A 25,198-nucleotide genomic window follows, 5' to 3' on the forward strand; every position below is an offset into this window, starting at 1 on the left:
TCAGGCGTTGGCGCGGCGTTCGGCCTCAAGCTGCTCTAGCGACTTGCCCTCGTTCCGGGGGGCCCACAGCGCGCCGATGAGGCCGCTGATGACGAGGAAGCCGGTGAGAATCCACGCCAGGTTCGTGAAGCCGGTCGCGTTGAGCATCGGCACGAAGAAGCTGAATACGCCCAGCGCGATGCGCACGATAGCAAAGCACAACCCTTGCGCGGTGGCGCGAAGGGCGGTGGGGAACTGCTCCGAACTCCACAGCTGGAAGAAGCTCTGCGCGCCGAAGCCGCCGCCGAACTGCAGCAGGAAGACATGGACGAGAGCGACCGGAATGGTCAGCGGGAACACGGCCAGCAGCGCCATGCCAACGACCTGGATCAGCGCGGAGATGATGAACAGTGTGCGCTGGTTCACCTTGTCCGAAAGCTTCATGAACACGAAGTAGACCGACAGCATGGCGACGAAGAACGAGATCGCCTGAATCGCGACGCTTTGCGCCTGGGTGGCCGCGCCGACGGTCCGAAGGATGTAAGGGAAGAAGAAGCCGTTAGTGCCCGCCCACAGGTTCCAGAACCCGTACATCCCCGCGAGGCCGAGGATCGAGGCGAGGTAGCGCCCCTTGAACAGCGACGAGAGCGGCGGCGGCGCGGCTTCGGATTTCTGCGCTTCGACCCAGCGCTCTGATTCCTTCATGCGCGAGCGAAGCAGGGTTAGGCCCAGCGCGATGACGACCAGATGCGCAAAGACGATCCGCGCGCCCAGCACGCCCAGCGACGTGAGCGCCAGACTCATAAGCAGCACCACGACCGGGCCGAGATACCACAGGCCCTGTGCCACGCCCGAATGCTTGCCGCGGCGGTCATCAGGCGCCTGCTCTGCGATCAGCGACCAGCTGGCGGGAATGTCCGCGCCCACTGCAAGGCCCACGACGAGGAACCCGGCGACGATCATCCACGGCGCGACCGCGAAGACCAGCATCGACATGCCAGCCGCGTAGATCAGCATGTCCCACTGGTATATCTTCTTGCGGCCCAGCTTGTCGCACAGCCAGCCACCTACGAACGCGCCCACGCCCGCGCCGATGGCGTTGGGGCCGAAGGCGGCGATCAGGCCGACGAAGTCGTTGGAGAGATGATAGGTTTCCTGCCACAACGCCAGCGCGGCAGAGCCCGCGACGATGGATCCTGCGTCGATGTAGTTCGCAAGACCGGCCAGGATCGTGTCCCGCCAGTTGTCCTGCTCTTTGCCGCCGCTCATGCCTTCCACTCTCCCGCAAGTATCGTTCTGTCTATCTCGGTTATCCGTGTGGCGCCGGTGAGCGCCATGGCGACCCGCATCTCGGCCTCTATCAGCCGCAGCATCCTGGCCACCCCCGCCTGTCCATCGGCAGCGAGGGCCCAGGCCCATGCGCGGCCCAGCAGCACGCCCTTCGCCCCAAGCGCGAGCATGCGCACCACGTCGAGGCCGGAGCGGACGCCGCCATCGGCCAGCACCGTCAGCCGGTCTCCCACTGCATCCACGATGGGCGGCAGGGCGCGGGTGCTGGACAGCACGCCATCGAGCTGGCGACCGCCGTGGTTGGATACGACGATGCCGTCCGCGCCCACTTGCGCCGCCTCGCGCGCGTCCTCCGGATCGAGAATGCCCTTGATGATGAGCGGGCCCTTCCATTCTGCCCGGATGAAGTCGAGGTCGCGCCAGTCGATGGCGGGGTCGAAGTTGTTCCGCATCCAGGCGAAGAAATCCTCGATCCCGGTCCTGCCCTTGAGCACGGGCGCAACGTTGCCCAACGTGTGAGGGCGGCCATGGATGCCAACGTCCCATGCCCAGGCGGGCCGCGCGGCTGCCTGACCGAAGCGCCAGAGCGCGCCCTTCAGGCCGCCCGATCCCGCCAGTCCGGTATGGTAATCGCGATAGCGACTGCCAGGCACCGGCATGTCCACGGTGAATACCAACGTCGAGCAGCCTGCCTCCACTGCCTGCGCCAGAAGGTCTTTCATGAATGCGCGGTCGCGGATCATGTAGAGCTGGAACCAGAATGGGCGGCTTGCCGCTTTGGCGACTTCCGCGATGGCGCAGGCGCCCACGGTGGACAGCGTGAAGGGGACGCCTGCGCCCTCGGCGGCGCGCACCGCCTGCGCTTCGCCGCGACGGGCGTTCAGGCCCGCCAGACCGATCGGCGCCAACGCTACGGGCAGGGCCAGCTTCTGGCCGAACAGCTCGGTCGACAAATCGAGGTCGGCGACGTTGCGCAGCACCCGCTGGCGCAGTGCCAGATCGGCGAGATCGGACACGTTGCGGCGCAGCGTCGCCTCTGCGTAGGAGCCGCCGTCTATATACTCGAACAGGAACCGCGGCAGCTTGCGGCGCGCCGCTTCGCGAAAGTCCGGGATGGAAGCCGTAATCACGCGAGGATTCCGGCAGGTGCCTTTGCCACCGCGTCGCGCCATGCGTCGCGATAGCCAAAAAGGTCACCCTCCAGCGGCTTTACCTGCGTCAGGCCGCCATCGGGCCGCAGCTCCGGATCGACAAGGCGCAGCGCGCCGAACGACACGTCATTGTGCGCGTTGGCGACGAAGACCTGCGTATCGGGGCGCAATGCCGCCAGCGCGCGTACGAATACCTCGGCCTCGGAAAAGCGTCCCTCGATCAGCAGCCGGTCGCGTGATCCGATAAGGTCGAGGGCGGTGTCGGCCACCAGCGCAGCGTAAAGGCACACGGCGGCGCGGCGCGCATACCAGGTGCCCTGCCATTCCACCGGCGCGTTGACCCAGCGAGCCTCGCCGTCAGGGTAGGGGCCGAAGCCGGGGGCCAGCGTCGGCATCATCATCGTGCGGCGGCGCAGCAGCGCGGGCACCTCGGCCATCAGCCGTGGCTGGTCCGGCTTGATGTCGATGCGGCGGGTGTCGAGCTGGATGATCGTCTCGATCTCGCGCCCACCCATGAACCGCGCCGAGGGGACCGCGCGGCCATAGGCGTCCACGTTGACCAGCGTATCGCGCGCCTCGGGCAACGAAGCGATGGGGAACGCCTCTGCGGCAAGGCGCATGGCGATGAACCAGGTGCCGGTGGACAGGATCGTTGCTTCATGCCCGGCAATGTCGGGGAAGCCGCGTGCCGCGAGCAGGGCGGCATTCGAATCGTGAAGGCCAGCCAGCACTTTCGTCGTCGCGGGCAGGCCGGTCTGCGCTGCGATATCAGGGCGCAGGGTGCCGATGACGTCACCGGCGCGGACCACCGGCGCGAACCGCTCCGCCCAACCCAGCCGCTGGGCCATGGGGGAGAACGCACCTGGCTCGGGCGACCACAGATCGGTGTGGCAGCCCAGGCTCGTCACCTCGCTGACGGCGGTGCCGCTGAGGAACCACGCCCAATACTGAGTCCAAGGCAGCAGCGTGGCCGTGGCCATGGCTTCGGGATGCCGCTGCGCGCTCCACCACACCTGCGCGCCCAGGTTCAGGCCATCGGGCAGGGGCGGCGACCCGGTGAGAGCGAAGGCATCGCGCTGCCCACGGTAGGCGGCCATGACGTCGGCGGGAATCGCCTGCTCGTAATCGAGGGGCGGGAACAGCAGCTCGGGCGAATGCTCGTCAGCCCCCCCGATCGCAGCGAAGCCCGCACCATGCGCCACGGGAATGATAGCCTCCACCGGCTGCCCTGCCCAGCCGCGCAATGTTGCCAGCAGCCACTCACCGATCCCGTCCGCATCGAGGCAGCGCACGCCGTCCCGCTCGCACGGCGCATTCGGGCGGACATGGCGGTCCACCATCTCGCCCGAGCGTGTCCAGAGCGACACTTTGCTGAGGGTCTTGCCGATGTCGACGACGATGAAGTTGCCGGTTCCTGTCATTCTCTCCGCCATGTTTGCCATGGTATTGTGTGATTGCTTATGAGCGATTAGTATCGAACTGGATTGAACCTGAAAAGAGGAAATGTTAGAGGGTGCCCATGGATACGATCATCGCTCCCGCTTCAGACGCGAACTCGAACCCGGCGAATTTCCCTGCAAGTTCAGGCGCAATTCCCTTCGCTGTCCCGACCAGCCGTTGGGACGACTCGGCAGCGGCGCAGTTGTCCCCGCCCGAACTGCTGCTGTACCGCTCCAACCTTCTGGGATCGGACCTGACTGTTACCAACTTCGGCGGCGGTAATACGTCCGCCAAGCTGGAGGAAGTGGACCCGCTGACCGGCGAAACGGTGGAGGTGCTGTGGGTCAAGGGTTCGGGCGGCGACATCGGTTCGATGAAGCTGGACGGTTTCGCCACGCTCTACCAGCAAAAGCTGCTCGGACTTGAGCGGCATTATGCCGGCCCCGAAGACGACGACAAGATGGTCGGCTACCTGCCGCACTGCACGTTCAACCTGAACGGTCGCGCTGCGTCCATCGATACGCCGCTCCATTCGCTGCTGCCTTTCGCGCACGTCGATCACGTTCACCCCGACGCGATCATCGCGCTGGCCGCCAGCTCGGGCGGAGAGGAAGCGACGAAGGCGATCTGGGGCGGCAAGATCGGCTGGCTGCCGTGGAAGCGCCCCGGCTACACGCTGGGTGTGCAACTGCGTGACTTCGTGGCCGCCAACCCCGGCGTCGAAGGCGTCATGCTGGCGGGCCATGGCATCATCTGCTGGGCCGACAGCGCCAAATCCTGCTACGAACACACCATCGACCTGATCGCCGATGCGGCAGCTTATCTTAATTCCAAACTTGCCGAAAAGCCCGCCTTTGGCGGCGCGGTCACTCACCCCGCCGACGACCGTGCCGCCATCGCGGCCGACCTTATGCCCCGCCTGCGTGGCCTGATGACGGGCGCCCGGCGTAAGGTCGGCCATTTTTCGGACGATGCCGAAGCGCTGGAGTTCGTGAACTCCGCCGACTTCCAGCGTCTGGCGGATCTGGGCACGTCCTGTCCCGATCACTTCCTCCGCACCAAGATCGCACCGCTGACGCTCGATCCCGCAAGGCTTCAGGACGGCGCTTATTTGGCCGGAAAGATCGCCGATTACCGCGATCTTTATGCCGCGTACTACGACCGCTGCAAGCGCCCGAACTCTCCGGCGATGCGCGATGCCAACCCGGTCGTGGTGCTGGTGCCCGGCGTGGGCCGCATCACGTTTGCGACCGACAAGACCACCGCGCGCCTCGCCGGTGAATTCTATGGCAACGCCATCAACGTGATGCGCGGCGCCGAGGCGATCGGTGACTACATTGCGCTGGACGAACAGGAAGCCTTCGACATCGAGTACTGGCTGCTCGAAGAAGCCAAGCTGCAGCGCATGCCCGCGCCCAAGCCGCTGGTCGGCCGGGTGGCGCTCGTCACCGGCGGCGCTGGCGGCATCGGTGCGGCAACGGCGGCGCGGCTCATGGCCGACGGTGCCTGCGTCGTCCTCGCCGACCGCGACGGCAACGTGGTGGAGGAAGTGCGCGCCGGTTTCGCAAAGCAGTTCGGCAAGGACGTGGTCCGTGCCGTAACCTGCGACGTGACGGATGAAGCGCAGGTTGCAGATGCCTTTGCCCTTGCCGCACGTGAGTTCGGCGGGCTGGACATCCTCGTCGCCAATGCTGGCATCGCCTCCTCCGCGCCGATCGAGGAGACGACGGTCGAATTGTGGGATCGCAATTACGACGTTCTGGCGCAGGGCTATTTCCTGACCAGCCGCGCCGCCTGGCCGCTGCTCAAGGGGATGAAGGAGCAGGGCGGCACTTCGGTGGTGTTCATCGGGTCGAAGAACGGTGTCGCTGCCGCTACCAACGCCAGCGCCTATGCCTCCGCCAAGGCCGCCGCGAACCACCTGGCCCGCTGCCTTGCCCTGGAAGGCGCGCCGCACGGCATCCGCGTCAACGTCGTCAACCCGGACGCGGTCATCAAGGGCAGCCGCATCTGGGACGGCGATTGGCGCAAGGAACGCGCGGGCGCACACGGCATCGACACGGGCAAGGAACTTGAGGAGCACTACCGCCAGCGCTCGATGCTCAAGCGCGACGTGCTGCCCGCTGACATCGCCGAAGCGGTCTATTTCCTTGCGGGGGACCAGTCGGCCAAGTCCACCGGCAACATGATCAACGTCGACGCGGGCAATGCCCAGGCATTCACGCGTTGACGGCGTTTACCCGTTGATTTGCGCAGGGAAGGCGGACACCCTCCGAACCATTCGTCTTCCCGCATGACTGGCGCCGGGCCGCTCCAAATCCGGTCCGGCGCCACCTTTTGAAAAACAATTCGAGGATCGCCATGACTGCACTGCCCATCTCAGACGAGCTCATCGCTGACGCCAACGCGCGCGCTGCCGACGCGCTGGAAGACGATTACGCCTCGCTCGGGCGCAAGCTGGAGCGCTCCGGCATTGCCATCGACGCGATCAAGGACAAGGTGGCGAGCTTTTCCGTGGCGGTGCCCAGCTGGGGCGCCGGTCGCGGCGGTACGCGTTTCGCGAAGTTCCCGATCGCGGGAGAACCGACCAACATCCACGAAAAGCTGGAAGACTGCGCCGTCATCAACCAGCTTTCACGCCTCACCCCACGCGTCTCGCCGCACTTTCCCTGGGACAAGGTGAGCGATTACAAGGGTCTGCGGGAAGAAGCCGCCAGCCTTGGCCTTGGCTTCGATGCGGTGAACTCCAACACGTTCCAGGACCAGAAGGACCAGGCGCAGACCTACGCCACCGGCTCATTGTCCTCCACCGTCGCCGCCACGCGCCAGCAGGCCGTGGAACACAACATCGAATGCATCGAGATCGGCCAGCAGCTCGGTTCCACCGACCTCACCGTCTGGGTGGGTGACGGCACCAATTTCCCCGGCCAGCAGGATCTCGGCCGCAGCCTCGACCGCTATCTGGATGCGGCGGCACAAGTCTACGCTGCACTGCCTGACGACTGGCGCATGCTGCTGGAACACAAGATGTTCGAGCCGGCGTTCTATTCCACCGTCATCAGCGACTGGGGTTCGTCGATCCTGGCGGCGCAGGAACTGGGCCCCAAGGCCAAGTGCCTGGTCGATCTTGGCCACCACGCGCCCAACGTCAACATCGAACAGATCGTGGCGCGCCTCCACCGCTTCGGCAAGCTCGGCGGCTTCCACTTCAACGATAGCAAGTACGGCGACGATGACCTCGATTCGGGGTCGATCAACCCACACCAGCTGTTCCTGGTGTTCAATGAACTGGTGGAGGCGGAACTCGCGCCTCGCGACGGGTTCAAGCCCAGCTACATGATCGACCAGTCGCATAACGTGACCGATCCGATCGAATCCATGCTGTCGTCTGCGGAGGCGATCGGATCGTGCTACGCCAAGGCGCTGCTGGTCGATCGCGAAGCGCTGCATCTGGCGCAGGAAGCCAACGACACGATGATGGCCTTCCAGGCGCTGCGCCGGGCCTACAACGTCGATGTCAGCCCGATCCTCGCCAAGGCGCGCGTCGAAGCGGGCGGCGCGGCGGACGTTCTGGCGGTCTACCGCGAAAGCCGCTGGCGCGATCGCAAGGCACAGGAGCGCGCCGCCGTGGGCCTGGGCGCAGGTATTGTCTGACGGATTCGCACGCGGATGAGTAACGGCGCAACCCGTCGCTCATCCGCGTGGCATCCTGCACCTTTGCCACATTGTGCATTGCTATTCTGAATTGTATGAAGGCTTGACGGGCGCAGCATTGCCGCTGCCGATGCAAGAACGATACAGGCGAGACGCAGGATGGACGATACATCCCCTTCAGAGGGATCGGTGAAGGGCGCGCAGACGCTGATGCGGGCGCTGGACATTCTGGACGAAGTGATCGCCGGACCGATCCGGGCTGCGGATCTGGCGCGCAAGCTGAACGTCAGCAAGACCACGGCGCATCGTCTGGTACAGGCGCTGCGCTCCCGCGGATATCTCTCGGTGACCAAGGATGGTTTTGCGCTTGGTCCCAAGCTGTTGCAACTGGGTGTTCATGCCACCGAGCAGATCGACTTCGTGCGGGTTGCGCGGCCTTTCATGGAATCGCTGTCCGACCGGACCGGTTTCTGCGTCTTCGTGGCGAAGCGTGAAGGGGACTGGTCGCGCCATCTGGATCGCGTCACCGGGCGCCAGCGGCTGCGCGTGGCTACGGCGCCGGGCGACCGGCGGCTGATTGCGGAAACCGGGCTGGGCAAGGCGCTGCTGCTCGACGACGACGAAGCCAGCTGGGAGCGGTGCTATCGGCTGGCATTCGGCGAAGCTGTCACGCCGCGGCGCCTCGCCGGGTTCATCAAGGAAATGCGCGAACATGCTGCGCGCGGCTATGTGGCGCACGACAGCGAACTGGGCGATGGCGTGCGCTCCATCGCAGCGCCCGTGCGCGGCGCGCGCGGGGAAATCTGCATCGCCATCAGCATCGCCAGCGCCGCGCATTACCTGACCGACGAGATCGCGCCTGACCTGACAGCGCGTATCCTCGAAACCGCCGGTCAAATCGGTGCAGCGGTGGGTCACAGCGCCTAAATGGCATGACGGTTCCGCATGTCGGAACCGGTTTTCAGAAGGTGAATTTGGTTTCCGACACCAGTTTTTGCCAGGCGGCACGGTCGGCAACGTCGCCGGCGCGGTTCCATGCCGATCCCATGTAGTAAGTGAAGGGCTTTCCGGGCTGCACGCGCACCAGCATCAGGTAATTCTCCGCGTCCTGCGCGAAGCCGATCAGGATAGCGGGATCGACCGCAACTGCGATGCCCAGTGCGCCGTGGGCGGCGTCTTCAGGTTCCCAATACGTCATCCTGCCGGATGCCTTGTCCTGATCGAGGAACCCCTTGCCGTTCTTCCCGACTTTGCCGATGCCGATGGCGACGGTCAGCGGCTCCGCGCTGTCTGAATTGAGCGTCGAGCGCATCCGGGTGAAGTGCGAGCCGAGTGGCAGCGCGAACTCGCGCGTTTCCCAGACCTTGCGTACCACATCGACGGGCCACGGTTTGTAGGTGGCGGAAAAGCGGGCGACGCTGCCGCCGGTTTCCTCGATCCGGTACGTAGCGAAATTGCGGCTGGTCCACAGCTTGTTGTCGTACCAGATGCCAAGACCTCCGGCGCCGCGTGTGCGGCCGACATCGTAGAAGTCCAGCCCTTCGCCGCGATCGACGTGGTAGTTGGGGAACTTGAGCTGGCGATCCATGAACGGCCAGCGCACCCGTTTGGCCCATACGTCCACGCCCGAACCTGACGGCGCTTCCGCCTTTTGCAGGGCGGGGCCGTATATGCGGTGCGCGACAAGGTCGTTTTCCCACAACAGGTCGTCCATGCGGTCCGGTGCGAAGCGGGCGACGGCGCGGGGGCGGCGTTCGGCGGGCGTCGGTGGGGCCAGTGGCTCGATCGTGGAAGGGCGCCCGGTGGCGGCAGGGTCGTAGGCAAGAGCGGCGACGGCCTTCATCTCCGCTTCGCGCCTGGCGATTTCGGCCGCGCCGGTCACGGTCTTCGGGGCGGGGGGCAGGGGGGTGGTCGCGGCGATGACCGCAGCGCTGTCCCTGGCCGGCTCGGCTTCGGGCAGGCTGCGCGCCGGGGCGGAGAGGTTCGCCATCTCCAGCGTCGCTAGAATGTAGGCGCCGTTGGCGTAAGGGCCGGTATCCTCCGGGCGGGTGTGTACCGGCTGGTCGCCGGTTTTCTGCGCGGATCCCAGTTGCCCGTTCGGCAGTATCTGGCGGTTGAGTGCGGCCCAACCCTTGCGCACCTTAGGCAGGTAGACGGTGCGATCCAGAAGGCCGTGATTGACACCCCAAGCAAGGCCATACGTCAGCAGCGCGGACCCGGAAGTCTCGGCTTCCGGATAGGCCTCTGCATCCAGCAGGCTGGAACTCCACAGCCCATCGTCGCGCTGCAGCCGGGCGATGCTGCCGGCCAGCGTGCGGAACAGGTCCATGTAGTATGCGCGCCCTTCGAAATCGGCAGGCATCGCCTCGATCCACCGGGCCAGGCCGGCCAGCACCCAGCCGTTTCCGCGCGACCAGTAGATGGGCTTGCCGTTGCGCTCCGTCTTTCCGGCGAAACGCTCGTCCCGCAGGAACAGGCCGTGCTGCTGCACCCACAGGCGGCTGGCAGTGCGGCGCCACTCCTTGTCAGCGGCGATGATGTATTTGCGGTCGCCGGTGATCGCGGACATGCGCGCCAGCACTGGCGGCGCCATGAACAGGGCGTCGCACCACCACCAGACCAGCGCCTTGGTGTCTTCCTTGCGTGCAAGGTGCGGCACCTGCCAGTCGAGCCGTTGCTGGAGCGGCATCAGCACGCCTTCGATGCCGCGCCGCGAATAGAGTTCCTGATAGAGGTCGCCCACCGCAATGTCGTCGGCGTTGAGCATCGTCGGGCCGGACTTCGCACCGCGCACGGCATAGTTGTAGTGCTCGGCGATCATCGTCAGGAAGCGCAGCGTCTCGGGCCGGTCGCTGACGCGCGCAAGTCTGGCGGCGCCGACGTAGTAGACCGCCGAAACCCAGTTGGGCGCCATCGCATCCAGCGCGCCGCCGGTGGACAGCGGGATCGGCTTTTGCGCCATGTCCGCCATCTGCGCCGCGTTCACGTACTCCGCCGCTGCCAGAGCCTCTGCGCGGGTGGGCGTGCGAATGCCTTCGCTGTCCAGCCGGGGCCGGGGCAGCGCGCGCAACCACGCCGCCTCGACCCCCGCGCCTGCCGGTGGGGCCTCCGCGGCCGCAAGGGCCGCACGGCACAGCAGGGCGCTCGCCAGAAGGATCGAAGGCCCCAAGCGGACGGTGCGGCGGCTTTCCACGGTCACTCTCCCTTATCCGATCAGAACGATGCCCGCACGCCGAACAGGAATTCGCGCCCGAAGTGGCGGTAGTTCGATACGCGGTCGGTGGCATCGACGTAGCGGTCGTTGTATTCGTCAGTCAGGTTGACTGCCTCGACGGACAGCTTGATGGCATCGGTCAGCTGGTAGGACACCGAGGCGTCGATGTTCAGCGTCGAGTTGATGCCTTCCTCGGTGTTGTTGTTGCCGCCCGGGAACGCGACGAGGTAGCCGTCGCGGTACGCTGCCGATACGCGCGCGCTGAAGCGCTTCGTCTCGTAATAAAGGGTGGCGTTGTACATGAATTTGGACTGCCCGGTCAGGCGGTTCTTGCCGTAGTCGCCGTAATCGACCTCAGCGTCCACGAAGGTCACGTTGCCGATGAAGCCGAAGTTCTTCAGCGCGCCGGGGAGGAAGGTGAACGGCTGCTGGTACTGCACTTCCAGGCCTTTGAGCGTGCCGCCCTTGCCGTTGATCTTGCGCGTCACTTCGAAATCCTCGTCGGGCGAGGCGGGAGTGCCGATTAGCAGACTGTCGGGCAGGCCAAGGCTGGCCCAGGGCACGACGTCAGTGACGGTGGTGATGAAGCTGTCGATCTTCTTGTAGAACACCGCGGCGGCGATCAGCGATTCCGGCGCAAAGTACCATTCCACCGAAGCATCGAAATTGGTGGCACGGAACGGATCGAGCATCGGATTGCCATACGACACGCGCCGCGTCGGGGTAGAGAGGCTGCCGCCCGGCGTCAGATCGCCCAGCGACGGGCGGGACATGACCTTGGCCGCGCCCAGGCGCACGACGAGGTTGCTGGCCGGCTCTATCGCCAGGTTGAACGAAGGCAGCCAGTCGTTGTAGCTGTTCTTCACCGTCACGTAGTCGGTGTTGAGGAAGCCGGACGACGTCGTGCCGGTATGGGCATAGCGCAGGCCCACGTTACCGCGCACCACCAGATCGGCCACCCGCGTATCGAAGTCCGCCTGTATGAACAGGCCCTTGTCGCGCTCCTTCACCTCGCGCGTGCCGTTGTAGGTGGGCACCAGCGGGTCGTCGTACGTGCTGAGGAAGTCGTTGATCTTCCAGATGTCGGGGGTGATGTAGTTGAGGTCCGTGCCGGCGGGGATGTTCAGCCCGCCCTTGATCGTCTCGATCTTGCCCAAGTTGGAGACGTCGGTGGCGCGATCCGCGCCTGACAGGGTCGATACCGCCTGCTGGAATCCGAACGTGTCGAAGCCATAGGTGCGGTATTCGCCGCCGCCCTTGATGGTGATTTCATCGCTGAGGTCGTATTCGAGGGCACCGCCGGCGGTCTTGAGCCGGTAATCCGCGCCGCCTGTGCTCTTGCGCCATTCGGTCAGCGTGAAGTTGCGGCCATCGGTGACGTCGAAGCCGTAGGAAATCTGCGGCAGGCGATCGTTGCCGCGGAAGTCGTAGGTGTATCCGTCCATGTTGAAAGCGTCGAACATGTAGGACACCGACAGCGGCGTGCGCGCCTTTGAGTGGGACGTGCCCAGCTTGATGCGCGCGCGGAAGCGGTCGGTGAAGGCATGCTTGGCGTTCAGCGACAGCTGCATGAACTGGCTTTCATCGCGCGAGAAGCCGTTCTCCGAACGCACGTCGACATTGTCGAAGACGCCATAGGAGATCACGTTCTTGGTCGGGTCGATCTCGTAATCGCGCACGACCGTTTCGCGAACGCCGCCGGCCGAGCGGCTGAAGCTGATCGCCTCGATGTTGGGGCTTTCGGCCTCTTGGTTGAAGCGCGAGAACAGGCCGTCCAGTGTGACCTCGGTGCCTTCGGTCGGCTTCCACTGCAGCGATGCGGTCAGGCCCAGGCGGTCTTCGGAGAATGAGCCGATCGTGTAGCGGGGGATGCGCGGGTAATAGGCCGACAGCAGTTCGCTGCGTTCGGCAGCGGTGGTGCAGGTCACGCAGCCTGCGAAGTTGTTTCCCGCGCCATAGGCCGCCGCAGGGTCGCCGCTTTGCCAGCGGGTGGTGTTGAAGCTTTCGCTGGTGGGCTTGCGTTCGCTGTAGGCGACGGAGACGAGCGCGCCGAAGGTTTCATCCGCGTTGGCCCAGCTGAGCAGGCCGGCGATGCGGGGCAGGGCCTTCTTGGACAGGTCGTTGTACGATGCCTGTGCCGAAAGCGCACCGTGGATCCCTGCGCCGAAGTCCAGCCCGCGCCCGGTCTGCAGGTCCACTGTGGCGCCGAGCGAGCCTTCCTCGATTTCGGAGGACTGGGTCTTGCGCACGGTGATCGAGTTGAAGAGTTCGGACGCGAAGATCGAGAAGTCGAAGCCGCGGCTGCGGTTGGAGCCGATGGCGGCCTGCGCTTCAAGCCCGTTGATGCGGACGCGGGTGAAGTCTGAGTTGAGGCCGCGCACGCTGATCGTGCGTCCCTGGCCGCCGTCGCGCTCGATGGTGACGCCCGGCAGGCGCTGGATCGATTCCGCCAGGTTGAGGTCGGGGAAATCGGCCATGTCTTCGGCAAGGATGGTATCGACCGCGCCCGCTTCGCTGCGCTTGATGTTCAGCGCCTTGTCCAGACTGGTGCGAAAGCCCGTGACAATGATGTCCTGCGCGGTAGCGCCATCAGCTGCGACGGCATCGGCGGCGGGGGGCTGCGCCGTGGGTGCGTCCTGCGCCGAAGGCTGGATCGTCTGTGCCGCAGCGGGGGCACACGAAAGCGCCAGCATCACGGCCATTGCAGATGCCGCTGGCGTCAGGCGGACCCGCGTGTCGAGACCTTCGTGCATCGTCTTCTCCTCTCCATGCCGGCGATCTTTGGCACCGGTGTCATTCAAGGATGTATGACAACTTTTGATTGCTTGCAATCATTATGTGACTGTCGCGGATGCTGGGAAATTGCACTTTGTCGACGATACTCGCCCGTCTGCCGTTCAATGCAAAGCAAAAGTCATGAATGATGTGTGATCCTTTGTGAATGAAAGGCATCACATCGAATCACTTCAGGCCGGGGCTTTCGGGCCGGATGCCAGATCCACCATGTAGACGTGGTTGCGGCCGTGCATGTTGGAGCAGAACACCACGTACCGTCCATCGGGAGTGAACGTCACGTTCGGCTCAAGGCGGTAGTCGTGCGCCGTCATGTCCACCAGCCGTACCGGGCGCATGACCTGCGTGGCGATCAGCTCGGCCTTGTCGCTGTCAGGGTCCGCATCGGGCACGGGTTCGGGGTGCAGCAGGACCAGCCATTTACCGTCCGGCGCATGGGCGACCATGTCCGCATCGCCGCCGTCGCCCACGTAGAGCCTGCCGTCTGCGGAGCGGTTGAAGTGCACGGACCAGTCGTTGCGCTCCACCCGTCGCCACGCTCGTGCGCCGGTTTCCAGATTGACCGATGCGACCCAGAACACCTGCCCGCGCGGGGTCTGGAGGTCGTAGTACACCTCTTTGCCGTCCGCGCCGAACCATTCGTGGCCGAAGATCTCGAAGTTCATCGTGCGCTCGTGCAGCTTGCGCAGGTCGGTGCCGTCCGCGCGCATCGTCCACATGCGATCGACCCGGTGCCATGGCCCTTCGTGGCTGAAGATGATGCGCTGCGGATCAGTGGGCGAGAACTGGGTATGCCCGATCCACTCGTTGGTCCGGTGCACCACCTTGCGCTCTCCGGTGCGCAGATCCAGCGTGAAGATTTCCATGGGATAGCGGGCCGCCCATCGTTCCAGCATCCGCACGCCCTTGGCCCGTGCGAAGTTCAGCGGTTTGCCGTCAGGGCCGTTGGCCGCATATTCCGCCTGATCGAAGCGGCGGTTGCGCGGATCGCGCACGCTCGGCTGGAGCGGCTTAGATCCGTAGGCGACGAAACCCAGCATCAGCGTATCGTCTGCATTGGCGGCGTTGATCTGCCCCGCTGGGATGCGCCCGATGCGCCGCGGCTTGCCGCCGTCTGCGGATATGGCGAAGATCGTGCGCGGACGGTCCATCGGCTGCGCCTCGCCCGGATCGCTGACGGAATAGTAGACCGTGCGCGAAGTGCGGGCGGTGAACAGCAGGTCCGCGTGCGGATCGGCCACCAGTGTGCGCAGTGCGCGGGAGGCAAGGTTCACCGTGGTTATGCCGGCGGGAGAGGACATGACCATCAGGTCGCCCTCGGGCGTGAAGCTGTTCTTGTAGAAATAGAGCTTGCCGCCGCCGCCATCGGGGCTGAGGCGCAGCACGCGATAGCCGGTCTTCGGGTCGGTCCACTCTCTGGGCGCCGACGCGACAGGGGTGACCGGCGGCTTGGCCTGTGCCCCAACTTTCACGGTCTGCGGCAGGGCCGCTGCCACGGTTCCAACCGCCAGCCCCTTGAGCAGGCCCCTACGCGTCCGGTCTTCCATCATCGTTCTCTCCATCGGATCACGGCGCGGGGGCGATACCCTCGACGCGCACTTTCCAGCCGTTCTTCGGGAAGCCGGGTGCGTGCCCGGCAGAGCCGTCCCAGCCGCCCGCCATCAGCCCTACCGCCATCAGCAGCGCTCCGTTCGACGGGAAGTACGTTTCCGCCGCGCGCTTGTAGCCCGGCCCGTCCGGGTTGCTGGCCAGCGCCACTCCGCCCGCTCCGCCAGAGACGGGGACAAGGTCTTCGGCATGGGCATCGAGGTGGACGCGCGGGGTCATGCCGGTGGGCCCCCACTGGTTGTTCCTGCGATCAGAAAACAGCCAGTCCACCGCCTTTTCCGGCTGCCCCAACCGCGCCGCGGCCATCGCCAGCATCGGGAAATCCCAGCCCCAGGTCTGCCGCAAGTCCCAGTCGCTTTCGACCGCAGCCAGCGTGCGGCGCATGGCTGCCGGGTCTATCCGGGCGCCGGGGATGAACCCGTAGGCCATCAGGAACGAGGGGTGATCGCGGTTCCTGCAAGGCGCGGCATCCGCATGGCCCCGGCATTGCGCGGAGGCCGCCGTGGTCCAGAAGTCCGGAATGGTGGCAACCGGAAGGTACAATCCGTCCTGCATCGGCGGCGGTGCGAAGCGACGCAATGCCGCGTCCCATTCAGGCTTGCGGGCAAGACCCCGCCGTTCACGCCACTGCTGCGCCACGTCCAGCGCCCAGCGGAAATACTCCAGCTCGAACGTCGGGTTGGCCGTGGTCAAGGGATCGTAGTTCTCCTGGGCCGGGATGAGCGGCGGCCCCAGGTTCAGCCGTCCATCGGCGTCGGTCGGCCAAGAGGCGAGGAGGTCTGCCGTCGCCTCGACCATCTCGGCATAGCGCGCCAGCAAGGCCTGCTCGCCATCCGTGCCTGCACGCGCGCGGCGGACGAGTTCGGCCATCAGCACCGGGTGCGGTTGCTGCCACATGATGAAGGGCGACACCAGGCTGGGGCTGTTGCGCCCTTCCGGCCCGACCATCTTGGGCCACCAGGCGCCTTTCACGCGATGCCGCGCCGCTTCCTCGCGCGCTTGGGGCAGGTGCGCGACGTACCAGGGCAGGCTGCGCTCAAGCAGTTCGGGATGGCCCCAAAGCGCCTGCCAGGCGGAGTGCCAGGGGTGCATCTCCAGATGGAACTTGCCGAACCAGCTGTTGGAGAAAAGCCCTTCCTCCTGCGGCGGCAGTTCGCCCGCGCCGTTGATTGCGGAGAGGTATTGCGAGAGCACCACCCGCCGTTCCAGTTCGCGGGCGCGTGAATCCGTGCTCCCCGTGAAGTCGACTGCGCCGCCCCGGCTCCAGAACCGCTTCCAGTGCCCGGCAACGTCCTGTGCGATCGCCCCAGGAGCAGGAAAAGGCTTACGCGCCTGGTCACGATCGAAGCTGACGACGAGGCGCAGTGTCTGCGCCTTGCCCTGCGCAGTCACCGTGTCGTTGCCGTCGAAGGCGAGGGCGCCCGTGCTTTCCACGCTGGACCAGTATCGCGTGTCATCGATGTCGCGCCGCAGGTGGATGGCGTCGGGCCTGCTGTCCAGGATATGCGTGGTGCCGCCCGCGCCCCATCGCGAAGGGTCGGGGTTGATGCCTTCGCTCACGCCGGGCCAGCGTACCGAAAGGCCCAGCCGCCCGGATTTCGCAAGGGCAGAGACGACTTCCACCGCCACCGCATCGCGCCCCGGCAGAACGCGCGTGACCACGGTTACGGGGACGCCCTGATAGGCAAAGCGGCTGGTCAGCGTGCCGGTCCACATGTCCAGCCGCTGCCGGGTGTCGGAAACGGCATCGAAGCGCGGCGCTTTGCCGTCCACAGTCAGGGCGACCCGACCGAGCGAAATCCGGTGCGGATTGGCGCGCAGCGAGTTGAGCGCCGGATTGCGTTCTGCATCGCTCCACGCGCGCATCCAGGCATAAGGCTGCTCGCCACGCCCCGGAACCGCGACCTGAACCAGGCCGTCCTTCTCCGTATATCCTTTGCTGTTGGGGAAGCTGTGCCAGGCCCATTGCGCCATCGTCAGCAGCGGAGCGAGGGCGGAGTAGCGTTCGGGGAAAGTCTGCAGGCCGGTGATGTCTGCGGTGAAGCCCAGATCGCCGTTGCCCAGCATGACGGGGGCGTGAGGGTCCACCTTCGTCAGCACCGGATCGTGCCGTCGGACCAGTGCTTCGCGGTCGATCGGCTCGGCCTGCGCTGTGCCCGTCGCCAGAAGCAGGGCGCAGGCAGCGCTCCAGCGCATCCGGCCATCGATGATGTGCGACAGGATCATGCTCTCCACTTTCGGCTTCTTCTCTGGCGTTTCCGCCGTCAGTCATCATACATGAGTAACCGGTGTCAATGCATGATCGTAAAAACTCCATAGTTGTACGATAACTTTGTCAATTTCCGTCTTTTCGATGGAGAACCGGCGTGTTAGCGCCATTAGCGAAACAGGCGCTCGGTCCAGATCGGGATGACAACCGGATCGAGGAACGCCTTCGCCAAGGGAGAGCGCGCATGAAGTCCGTCGTCAGATCCATAGGCCTTAGCGCCGTTTCGGCCTTTGCCATGTCGGCGCTGACCGTCGCGCCGGCAGGCGCGGGCGTGATCGCGATCAACCAGCCCGCGCTGACGTTGACGGAAGAACGCATCGGCACTTTGCCGGATGACCGGCAGGCCGTGTGGCGTGCCTATCTGCTGCGTTCGAAAGCGCAGATGCGGGTGGATCGCCAGTCGCTGGTAAGTGAACTTAAGCCCGGCCAGACGCCGCCCGCGCCGCCACAAGCGGTCGGCCCTTCGCAATACAACATGCCTCTCGACAAGCCGGCGGCATGGTACAAGTCTGCAGAGGCGCGCCATATCGCCGACACTATGGTCAGCTTCCAGACCCCGGCAGGCGGGTGGAGCAAGAACCAGAACCGCGCCGGTCCCGCGCGGCTGCCCGGCCAGCGCTATGGCAACGATGCCGAGACTATGGTGCAGGATCCCGGCAACTTCGATGCGCCTTACGACCGGTTCTGGACTTTCGTGGGAACGCTGGACAACGACGCCACCACTACCGAAATGCGCTTCCTTCAGCGGGTGGCTGCCGCGTTTCCCGGCGAGGACGGCGCGCCTTATCGCGAGAGCATCGTGCGCGGAGTGCAGTATCTGCTGGCGGCGCAGTACCCGAACGGCGGCTGGCCGCAGATCTGGCCGCTGGAGGGCGGCTTCCACGACGGCATCACCTTCAACGACAACGCCGTGGCCAAGGCGGCCATGTTGCTGCAGGACGTTGCGAACAGCCCCGGCTATCGCTTCGTGCCGCAGTACCTGCGTCGCGACGCCGGGGCCGCGGTGGGCCGGGCTGTCGACGTGATCCTGGCGGCGCAGGTACGACAGGGCGGCAAGCTGCTGGGCTGGCCGCAGCAGGTCGATCCGCTGACGCTGGAACCGATCTCGGCCCGCAATTACGAACCCCGCTCCATCGCCAGCGGCGAGACGACCGATGTGCTCATCTTCCTGATGAACCAGCCTAACCCGTCACCTCAGGTGCGCGCGGCAGTGGAGGGTGGCGTGGCCTGGCTGAAGGACGTGGCGCTCTACGATCACGCCTGGGAAAAGGTGGGCGACGAAGGGCGCAAGCTGTTCCCCCGCAAGGGCGAAGGGCCGCTGTGGTCGCGCAACTACGATGTCGTCACTGGCCAGGCGATCTTCGGCGACAAGGATCGTTCCATCCACGACGACGTCAACGAAATCTCGATCGGGCGGCGCAACGGGTACAACTGGTGGGTCACGGTCCCCAAGGACGCGCTGGCCGCTTACGATAAGTGGCGCTTTGCCGCAAGGAAGGGCTGACCGGCCCCCTCAGCCTGCTACGGCAAGCGGCGTGTCAAGCACCAGCAGCAGGCGAGACACGCCCGTTCCGAAAATAGGCGGCGATCGGTGCAGGATGCGCGGCGTTTCCACCAGCACACGCCCCTTGAAAAGCCCGACGTCGCCTGCGCGCAGCTGATGGATCGGCGCCGCGGCGTCGGGCCTGCCATCGGGGTCTGCCTCGATCCACTGGGTGCCCGGTTCCGTCAGCGGCACCAGCAGCCGCGCCTCGACATGGTCCATGTGGAACTTTCGGCAGGCATCGGTCTCGACGACTTCCAGCCTGATGCGCACACCGTCGCTGTCCATGATCCGTGCAAAGCGCTGTGCATGGGCGATCACTTCCCCCGCCAGTGCGACGGTGCATGCGTGGTCGGGATAGTTCGCCGCTGACAGCATCGCGGGCAGGCCGTTTAGATCCGCCAGCGCCACCGTCTCCTGCACATCGTCGATCTCGTCGCAGTCCAGTTCGTCCAGCCAGTCCAGCGCCGCCAGGCGTGGCCGTCGCCACAAGGCAAGATGGACGGATTCATCCCGGATCCGATCGAGCACAGTAGGCTCGTCGTCCGCGATCCACGAAGAACGCGAGCCAGCGGCCGAGGGGCAATTGCCGCCGATGGGAGGTGTTGCTGCGACTTTGATACCGGCGAAAACCATGCGAACCCTTGAAAAGTAAAAGATGATATATCATTACATAAAAGTGAAAGCGCATGGAAGGGATGAAATTGAAGCTGGATCGCAAATCGCTCGTCGGCGATTGGCTCGATGGCGCTGCCACATGTGCCTCTGCGGCATGCCTTGTGCACTGCCTGGTTCTACCGCTGGCTGTTGCGCTGTTGCCGGCGCTGGCGGAGCACTTCGATCCGGGGGAGGGGTTTCATACCCTGATCCTGCTGTTCGCGATCCCCACCAGCGCGCTGGCGCTTGTTCCTGGTTGGCGACGTGGTGGCGCTGTCGGGCCGCTGGCGACCGGAGCAGCGGGACTGGCGCTGATGGGACTGGGTTTGGCGGTGCCTCACCAGACGTTCCTTGAAACGGCGGTGACGGTATCGGGCAGCCTGCTTGTCGCAGCTGCTCATTTCGCCAACTGGAAGAAGCGTCGCGCGCATTGCGGTCCGGGTGGCGCGCACGAGCAGCAAGCCGGGTGCCGGTGCCGGTCCTGACATCATCGCGCCCACAGGCAGGAACATTTCGGCGCCTCCGCCATTCTTGCAGTGCCGTCAAAATGTTTCTGGAGTGTAACTATGCCTTTGCCGAGATCGCCGTCAGGCGCGTCTGCGATACCCGCCCTGATCCTCGGCATAGTGATGGCGGCAATCGGGCTGGTTCTTGCGATTGGCGGCATCTGGCTGGCAGTGCTGGGCGGTTCGGCCTACTATGTGCTGACTGGCGTTGCCATGTTGGTCGCGGGCGCCTTGTTGTTTCGGCGCAAGATGCTGGGCGGGTGGCTGTATTGCGCAATCTTCGTGCTGACGGTCATCTGGGCGTTCGCGGAAGTGGGCGCAAACAACTGGGCGCTGGTGCCGCGCGTGATCGCGCCGCTGGTGCTGCTGGTGGCGACGCTGCTGGTGATGCCGACGCTGACGGTGCGCCCCGGACGCTGGAAGCTGGGGCTGGGCACCAGTGCGATCGCGCTGGTGCTGACGGCCGTCACGGGGTTCATCTTCGCGCGCATGGCCGATACCGGCCCGCAATCCGCACTGCCGGGGCTGCGCTTCGAGATGAACGATCCCTCGCTGGCGAGCGTGGGTGACGACTGGCCCGCCTACGGTGGCACCGATGCCGCGCGGCGGTTCTCTCCGCTGGGCCAGATCACGCCGGATAACGTGAAGAACCTCAAGCGGGTATGGCTGGCCCATACCGGGGACATGCCTTCGTCCGCAAAGATCGCCAAGACTTACGGCGGTGAGAACACGCCGCTGAAGATCGGCGACATGCTCTATGTCTGCACGCCCAAGAACAGGGTGCTGGCGCTGGATCCTGCCACCGGCAGGCAGCGCTGGAAGTTCGACCCGAAGGTGCCTGACGACGCCATTCCCTACACCGCCGCCTGCCGCGGCGTGAGCTATTACGCCGTACCGGGCGCTGCCGCAGACCAGCCTTGCGCCACGCGCATCGTCTTTGGCACGCTCGATGCGCGGCTGTTCGCCATCGACGCGCGCACGGGCGCACGCTGCGCCGCGTTCGGCACCAATGGCGAAGTCGATACCAGGATCGGCATGGGTGACACGCCGCCTGGCTACGTCTCCATCAACTCGCCGCCGACCATCGTGCGCGGGGTCGTGGTCACCGGGCATCAGGTGCTGGACGGGCAGGACCGCTGGGCGCCTTCCGGCGTGATCCGGGGTTACGACGCCGTCACCGGCAAGCTGCGCTGGGCCTGGGACATGATGCACCCGGACTGGAACGGCTACCCGCCCAAGGGCCAGACCTGGTCGCGTGGCACGCCCAACATGTGGACCATCGCCAGCGGCGACGAGCAGCTTGGCCTGGTTTACCTGCCGATGGGCAACGCGGCGGCGGATTACTATTCCAGCCTGCGCCGTCCGCAGGAGCGTGACTTCGCGACGTCGCTGGTGGCGCTGGACGTCACGACCGGCAAGCCGCGCTGGAAGTTCCAGGCCGTGCGCGACGACGTGTGGGATTACGACTTCGGCGCGCAGGCGACGCTGGTGGATTTCAAGGGCACGCCGGCGCTCGTACTGCCGTCCAAGCAGGGCGACATCTACGTGCTGGACCGCCGCACCGGTCGTCCGCTGACGCCCGTAGGCAGCATCAAGGCACCCGGCGGCGGAGTGGAACCGCAGCAGCGCGCCGCGACGCAGCGCGTGAGCTTGTGGCATACGCTGCGCAAGCCGGACCTGACCGAGCGGGACATGTGGGGCATGTCGCCGATCGACCAGATGGTCTGCCGCATCCAGTTCCGCAAGGCGAGCTACAAGGGCTTCTTCACGCCGCCTGAGAGCGACCGTCGATCCATCGAATATCCCGGCTACAACGGCGGCACCGACTGGGGCGGCATCGCCGTCGATCCGCGTCGCGGGGTGATCGTGGCGAATTACAACGACATGCCCAACTACGTCCGCCTCGTCCCCCGCGCTGAAGCGAACAGGAAGGGCTGGGCGCCGCGCGATCAGGCCCGCGGCAACATCGGCGGCGCTGAGGGTGCGGGCGATCCGCAGGCGCACACGCCGTACGCCATCGACGTGAATGCCGGCTGGCGCCTGCCGCTGACGGGCATGCTGTGCAAGCAGCCTCCTTACGGCGGGATCCGCGCCATCGACATGGCAACGGGCAAGACGATCTGGGACAAGCCGCTGGGCGAGGCGCGCACGAACGGGCCTTTCGGCATCCCGTCCATGCTGCCCTGGACCATCGGCACGCCCAACAACGGCGGCTCGGTCGTCACGGCGGGCGGCGTGATCTTCGTCGCTGCGGCCACCGACAACCTGATCCGGGCGATCGACCTTCGTACCGGCAAGGTGCTGTGGAAGGATGTGCTGCCGGCGGGCGGTCAGGCGACGCCAATGACATACATGGTCAACGGCAAGCAGTACCTCGTCATCGTTCCGGGAGGCCACCACTTCATGGAAACGCCGATCGGGGACCAGGTGGTCGCCTATGCCCTGCAGTGACCAGGGCCGGATGAAGGAAATTGGCGCGCTAACGTGACATTTTGGTGCCGCGGGGTTGCCCCCCGCGCGTACCGGCCCCTAAGCTGCCCGGAACATCAGCTACATGGAGCGGGGTTTTGGAGACAGTTTCGATCGTGTTATTTCTGCTGCTGGCGGTCGTCGTCAGTGGCGCCGTTGCCAGGATGCTGCCGTTTTCCGTTCCCACGCCTTTGGTGCAGATCGCGCTGGGCGGAGTGATCGGGCTCTCCACCTCGCACCGGGTCGACCTCGATCCCGAACTGTTCCTGTTCTTGTTCCTGCCGCCGCTGCTGTTTCTTGACGGCTGGCGCATCCCCAAGGACGAATTGCTCAAGGACGCCTCCACCGTCGTCGAACTGGCGCTGGGGCTGGTGCTGATGACGGTGATCGGGATGGGCTTCCTGATCCACTGGATGATCCCGGCGATGCCGCTGGCGGTGGCCTTCGCCCTGGCGGCGGTCGTCTCTCCCACTGACCCGATCGCGGTGTCTGCCATCGCGGCGCGCGTTCCGATTCCCAAGCGCATGATGCACATCCTCGAAGGGGAATCGCTGCTGAACGATGCGTCGGGCCTCGTCTGCCTGCGCTTTGCCGTGGCGGCGGCGCTGACGGGCACGTTCTCTGCCGGAGCGGCAACGCTGAACTTCGCGTGGGTGGCGGGCGCGGGCCTGGCTATCGGCGTGGCGGTGACGCTGGCCGTGACGCGGGCCAAGGCGTTCGTCACCAAACGCTGGGGAGAGGATACCGGCTCGCAGATCCTGGTCAGCCTGCTGATCCCTTTCGGTTCCTACCTGCTGGCAGAGCATGTCCACGCTTCCGGCATCCTTGCCGCAGTCAGCGCCGGCGTGACGATGACCTTCGCTGAAATCTCGCGCCAGGCGCTGGCGGTGACGCGGATGCGCCGCAATTCGGTTTGGGACATGATCCAGTTCACCCTGAACGGCATCATCTTCGTGCTGCTGGGCGAACAGATGCCTGCCATTCTCGCAGGCGCGAAACAGACCGTGGCGGCCACCGGCCACAGCGATCCGTGGTGGCTGGCGGTCTACATCCTCGTCATCGTGGCGGGTCTGGCAAGCCTGCGCTTCGCATGGGTGTGGGCTTCGCTGAAGTTCACGATCCTGCGCAAGGCGCGCCGGGGCATCGGCGTGCAGAGCCCTGACTGGCGGCTTACGGCGGCCACTTCCGTAGCGGGCGTGCGCGGCGCGATCACGCTGGCCGGTGTGCTGACGCTGCCGCTGACGCTCAACGACGGCACGCCTTTCCCCACCCGCGATCTGGCGATCTTCCTTGCTGCGGGCGTGATTGTCGTCTCCCTGCTGCTGGCCAGCGTGGCGCTGCCGTTCCTGCTCAAGGGCCTGGCCATGCCGCCCGAACCCGCGCGCCAGGCCGAGGAGGACGGTGCCCGCATCAGTGCCGCCGAAGCCGCGATCAAGGCGATAGAACGGCATCAGCACGCCCTGGCCGAAGGGCGCAGCGATGCCGACATCTACGCGGACGCCGGCGGCGAGATCATGGACCTCTATCGCGAACGCATCGATGGCCTGGGCGATCGACCAACGGGAGAGGGCGCGAAAAAGGGGGAAAAGCTGGCGCGCGAGTTCCGGCTGGTCGGTGTCCGCGCAGAACGGGCCGCGCTTCTGGATCTCGTTCGATCGCGGCAGATCAGCGGATCCACCGCACGCAAGCTGACCCGCGAACTGGACCTTGCCGAGGCACGCTACATCGGCTGAGGATCGGCCAGCAGGCCGTGAAGCGCGCCGGGCGTCGCGCCGCGCCGCTCCAGTTCGGCCAGCGTCTCTGCCGCCATCGCGCGATAGGCGGGCAGCAGGTCGGGATCGTGCGTGGCCAGCGCGGCAAGGTGGCCGCCCACGGTGCCGCCGTCGCCGCGCAGCACCGGCCCGCTCAACGCCGCAAAGCCGTTGGCAAGGCTGTTCTCCAGCGCGGCACGGACCAGAGGCGCGAGCAGTTCGGCGGGCTGCACGACCCCGGCTGCGGACAGTGCCCCCATCGCGCCCGACAGCAGCGTCACCAGATGGTTTGCCCCATGGCACAAGGCGGCGTGATAGAGTGGCCTGTGCGCCTCCGCGATCTCGACCGAGACACCGCCCAGTGCCTCGACGATGGCGTGAGCAAGGGCCATGGCCTGCCGATCGGGCGCGGTCACGGCAAAGCGGGCACCGGCCATGCGTGTCACTTCCGCAGCAGGATCGCCGGTGAAGGTCATCGCCGGATGCACCGCGGCAACGCTTGCGCCTGCGCGTTCCAGCGGCTCCAGCATAGCCGCGCCGCTGCCCCCGCTGACGTGGAAGACGAAGGGGCGGTGCACCATCGGCAGGGCTGCTGCATCTGCAACGATCCCGGTGATCGCATCGTCAGCCACCGCGATCGCGATCGCATCGCATCGGGCCATCAGATCGGCCAGCGAGGATGCGACTGCGCCACTGGCCAACGCACCAACCCGTTCCGCGCGTTCCGGGGAACGACCCCATACCAGCGGCGAAGCCTTGCCTGCTGACCTAAGCGCAACGGCCAGCGTCTGCGCGACACGGCCCGTGCCGACGATGCCGATCTGCCTGAAGGGAAACTCCTGCGTCATGGTGCCCGCATAGCGTGGTGTCGGCG

Annotated in this window: 16 protein-coding genes; 7 read left to right on the plus strand and 9 right to left on the minus strand. The window is 65.8% G+C overall.

Features of this window, described 5'->3' with window-relative positions:
* From GGR40_RS10105 to GGR40_RS10115, 3 genes are read right to left on the minus strand one after another with little or no spacing between them, the layout of a single operon-like run.
* Positions 1-1,248, minus strand: coding sequence for an MFS transporter (locus GGR40_RS10105; RefSeq protein ID WP_429276110.1), 1,248 nt, complete (start codon positions 1,246-1,248; stop codon positions 1-3).
* Positions 1,245-2,399 (minus strand): FMN-dependent L-lactate dehydrogenase LldD, encoded by a 1,155-nt coding sequence (gene lldD, locus GGR40_RS10110; protein WP_429276111.1) that lies wholly within the window; start codon positions 2,397-2,399, stop codon positions 1,245-1,247. Before lldD ends, GGR40_RS10105 begins: the two co-directional genes overlap by 4 nt.
* Positions 2,396-3,853, minus strand: coding sequence for an FGGY-family carbohydrate kinase (locus GGR40_RS10115; RefSeq protein ID WP_429276112.1), 1,458 nt, complete (start codon positions 3,851-3,853; stop codon positions 2,396-2,398). The genes lldD and GGR40_RS10115 overlap by 4 nt, the downstream gene beginning before the upstream one ends.
* 86 nt (positions 3,854-3,939) lie before the next feature.
* Between GGR40_RS10115 and GGR40_RS10120 the strand changes: the two genes are divergently transcribed.
* The 3 genes from GGR40_RS10120 to GGR40_RS10130 all read left to right on the plus strand — a co-directional run bounded on the left by GGR40_RS10120 (position 3,940) and on the right by GGR40_RS10130 (position 8,441).
* Positions 3,940-6,090, plus strand: a complete 2,151-nt coding sequence (locus GGR40_RS10120) for a bifunctional rhamnulose-1-phosphate aldolase/short-chain dehydrogenase (RefSeq protein WP_429276113.1) — start codon at positions 3,940-3,942, stop codon at positions 6,088-6,090.
* A gap of 131 nt (positions 6,091-6,221) precedes the next feature.
* Positions 6,222-7,514 carry an L-rhamnose catabolism isomerase gene (gene rhaI / locus GGR40_RS10125; RefSeq protein ID WP_429276114.1) on the plus strand — a complete coding sequence of 431 codons (1,293 nt, stop codon included), beginning with the start codon at positions 6,222-6,224 and terminating at the stop codon, positions 7,512-7,514.
* Between the two features lie 159 nt (positions 7,515-7,673).
* Entirely contained in the window at positions 7,674-8,441 is a 768-nt protein-coding gene (locus GGR40_RS10130) for an IclR family transcriptional regulator (protein ID WP_429276115.1), read from the plus strand.
* 34 nt (positions 8,442-8,475) lie between these two features.
* Here the strand turns inward: GGR40_RS10130 and GGR40_RS10135 are convergent, their stop codons facing one another.
* The 4 genes from GGR40_RS10135 to GGR40_RS10150 all read right to left on the minus strand — a co-directional run bounded on the left by GGR40_RS10135 (position 8,476) and on the right by GGR40_RS10150 (position 17,355).
* Complete coding sequence (locus GGR40_RS10135; RefSeq protein ID WP_429276116.1) at positions 8,476-10,713, minus strand: glycoside hydrolase family 88 protein; 2,238 nt, start codon at positions 10,711-10,713, stop codon at positions 8,476-8,478.
* Positions 10,714-10,727: 14 nt separating this feature from the next.
* Positions 10,728-13,481, minus strand: a complete 2,754-nt coding sequence (locus tag GGR40_RS10140) for a TonB-dependent receptor (RefSeq protein ID WP_429276117.1) — start codon at positions 13,479-13,481, stop codon at positions 10,728-10,730.
* A gap of 213 nt (positions 13,482-13,694) precedes the next feature.
* Positions 13,695-15,071 (minus strand): oligogalacturonate lyase family protein, encoded by a 1,377-nt coding sequence (locus GGR40_RS10145; RefSeq protein ID WP_429276118.1) that lies wholly within the window; start codon positions 15,069-15,071, stop codon positions 13,695-13,697.
* A 16-nt stretch (positions 15,072-15,087) separates the two neighbouring features.
* The gene (locus tag GGR40_RS10150; RefSeq protein WP_429276119.1) at positions 15,088-17,355 is read right to left on the minus strand and encodes a hypothetical protein; all 2,268 of its coding nucleotides are present in this window, start codon (positions 17,353-17,355) and stop codon (positions 15,088-15,090) included.
* 227 nt (positions 17,356-17,582) lie between these two features.
* Between GGR40_RS10150 and pelA the strand changes: the two genes are divergently transcribed.
* Positions 17,583-18,902 (plus strand): pectate lyase, encoded by a 1,320-nt coding sequence (gene pelA, locus GGR40_RS10155; protein ID WP_429276120.1) that lies wholly within the window; start codon positions 17,583-17,585, stop codon positions 18,900-18,902.
* A gap of 9 nt (positions 18,903-18,911) precedes the next feature.
* On the opposite strand, the gene GGR40_RS10160 is transcribed toward pelA, so the two are convergent.
* Complete coding sequence (locus GGR40_RS10160; RefSeq protein ID WP_429276121.1) at positions 18,912-19,472, minus strand: DUF1826 domain-containing protein; 561 nt, start codon at positions 19,470-19,472, stop codon at positions 18,912-18,914.
* 158 nt (positions 19,473-19,630) lie between these two features.
* Between GGR40_RS10160 and GGR40_RS10165 the strand changes: the two genes are divergently transcribed.
* From GGR40_RS10165 to GGR40_RS10175, 3 genes are all read left to right on the plus strand, one after another.
* Entirely contained in the window at positions 19,631-20,083 is a 453-nt protein-coding gene (locus tag GGR40_RS10165) for a MerC domain-containing protein (RefSeq protein ID WP_429276122.1), read from the plus strand.
* 81 nt (positions 20,084-20,164) lie between these two features.
* The gene (locus tag GGR40_RS10170; protein ID WP_429276123.1) at positions 20,165-22,555 is read left to right on the plus strand and encodes a membrane-bound PQQ-dependent dehydrogenase, glucose/quinate/shikimate family; all 2,391 of its coding nucleotides are present in this window, start codon (positions 20,165-20,167) and stop codon (positions 22,553-22,555) included.
* A gap of 116 nt (positions 22,556-22,671) precedes the next feature.
* Positions 22,672-24,306 (plus strand): Na+/H+ antiporter, encoded by a 1,635-nt coding sequence (locus tag GGR40_RS10175; RefSeq protein ID WP_429276124.1) that lies wholly within the window; start codon positions 22,672-22,674, stop codon positions 24,304-24,306.
* Here the strand turns inward: GGR40_RS10175 and GGR40_RS10180 are convergent.
* A complete protein-coding gene (locus tag GGR40_RS10180) occupies positions 24,294-25,172 on the minus strand; it encodes a Rossmann-like and DUF2520 domain-containing protein (RefSeq protein WP_429276125.1) in 879 nt (292 codons plus the stop codon). The two genes, GGR40_RS10175 and GGR40_RS10180, sit on opposite strands and share 13 nt — an antisense overlap.
* Between the last annotated feature and the right edge of the window lie 26 nt (positions 25,173-25,198).

This window comes from Novosphingobium gossypii (assembly GCF_050433305.1).
GTDB classification, from domain to species: Bacteria; Pseudomonadota; Alphaproteobacteria; order Sphingomonadales; family Sphingomonadaceae; genus Novosphingobium; species Novosphingobium gossypii.

Coding starts and splice junctions, on each gene's coding strand:
- GGR40_RS10105 (WP_429276110.1), bottom strand. CDS start 1,248: ATGAGCGGCGGCAAAGAGCAGGACAACTGGCGGGACACGATCCTGGCC.
- GGR40_RS10115 (WP_429276112.1), bottom strand. CDS start 3,853: ATGGCGGAGAGAATGACAGGAACCGGCAACTTCATCGTCGTCGACATC.
- GGR40_RS10120 (WP_429276113.1), top strand. CDS start 3,940: ATGGATACGATCATCGCTCCCGCTTCAGACGCGAACTCGAACCCGGCG.
- rhaI (WP_429276114.1), top strand. CDS start 6,222: ATGACTGCACTGCCCATCTCAGACGAGCTCATCGCTGACGCCAACGCG.
- GGR40_RS10130 (WP_429276115.1), top strand. CDS start 7,674: ATGGACGATACATCCCCTTCAGAGGGATCGGTGAAGGGCGCGCAGACG.
- GGR40_RS10140 (WP_429276117.1), bottom strand. CDS start 13,481: ATGCACGAAGGTCTCGACACGCGGGTCCGCCTGACGCCAGCGGCATCT.
- GGR40_RS10145 (WP_429276118.1), bottom strand. CDS start 15,071: ATGATGGAAGACCGGACGCGTAGGGGCCTGCTCAAGGGGCTGGCGGTT.
- GGR40_RS10150 (WP_429276119.1), bottom strand. CDS start 17,355: ATGATCCTGTCGCACATCATCGATGGCCGGATGCGCTGGAGCGCTGCC.
- pelA (WP_429276120.1), top strand. CDS start 17,583: ATGAAGTCCGTCGTCAGATCCATAGGCCTTAGCGCCGTTTCGGCCTTT.
- GGR40_RS10165 (WP_429276122.1), top strand. CDS start 19,631: ATGGAAGGGATGAAATTGAAGCTGGATCGCAAATCGCTCGTCGGCGAT.
- GGR40_RS10170 (WP_429276123.1), top strand. CDS start 20,165: ATGCCTTTGCCGAGATCGCCGTCAGGCGCGTCTGCGATACCCGCCCTG.
- GGR40_RS10180 (WP_429276125.1), bottom strand. CDS start 25,172: ATGACGCAGGAGTTTCCCTTCAGGCAGATCGGCATCGTCGGCACGGGC.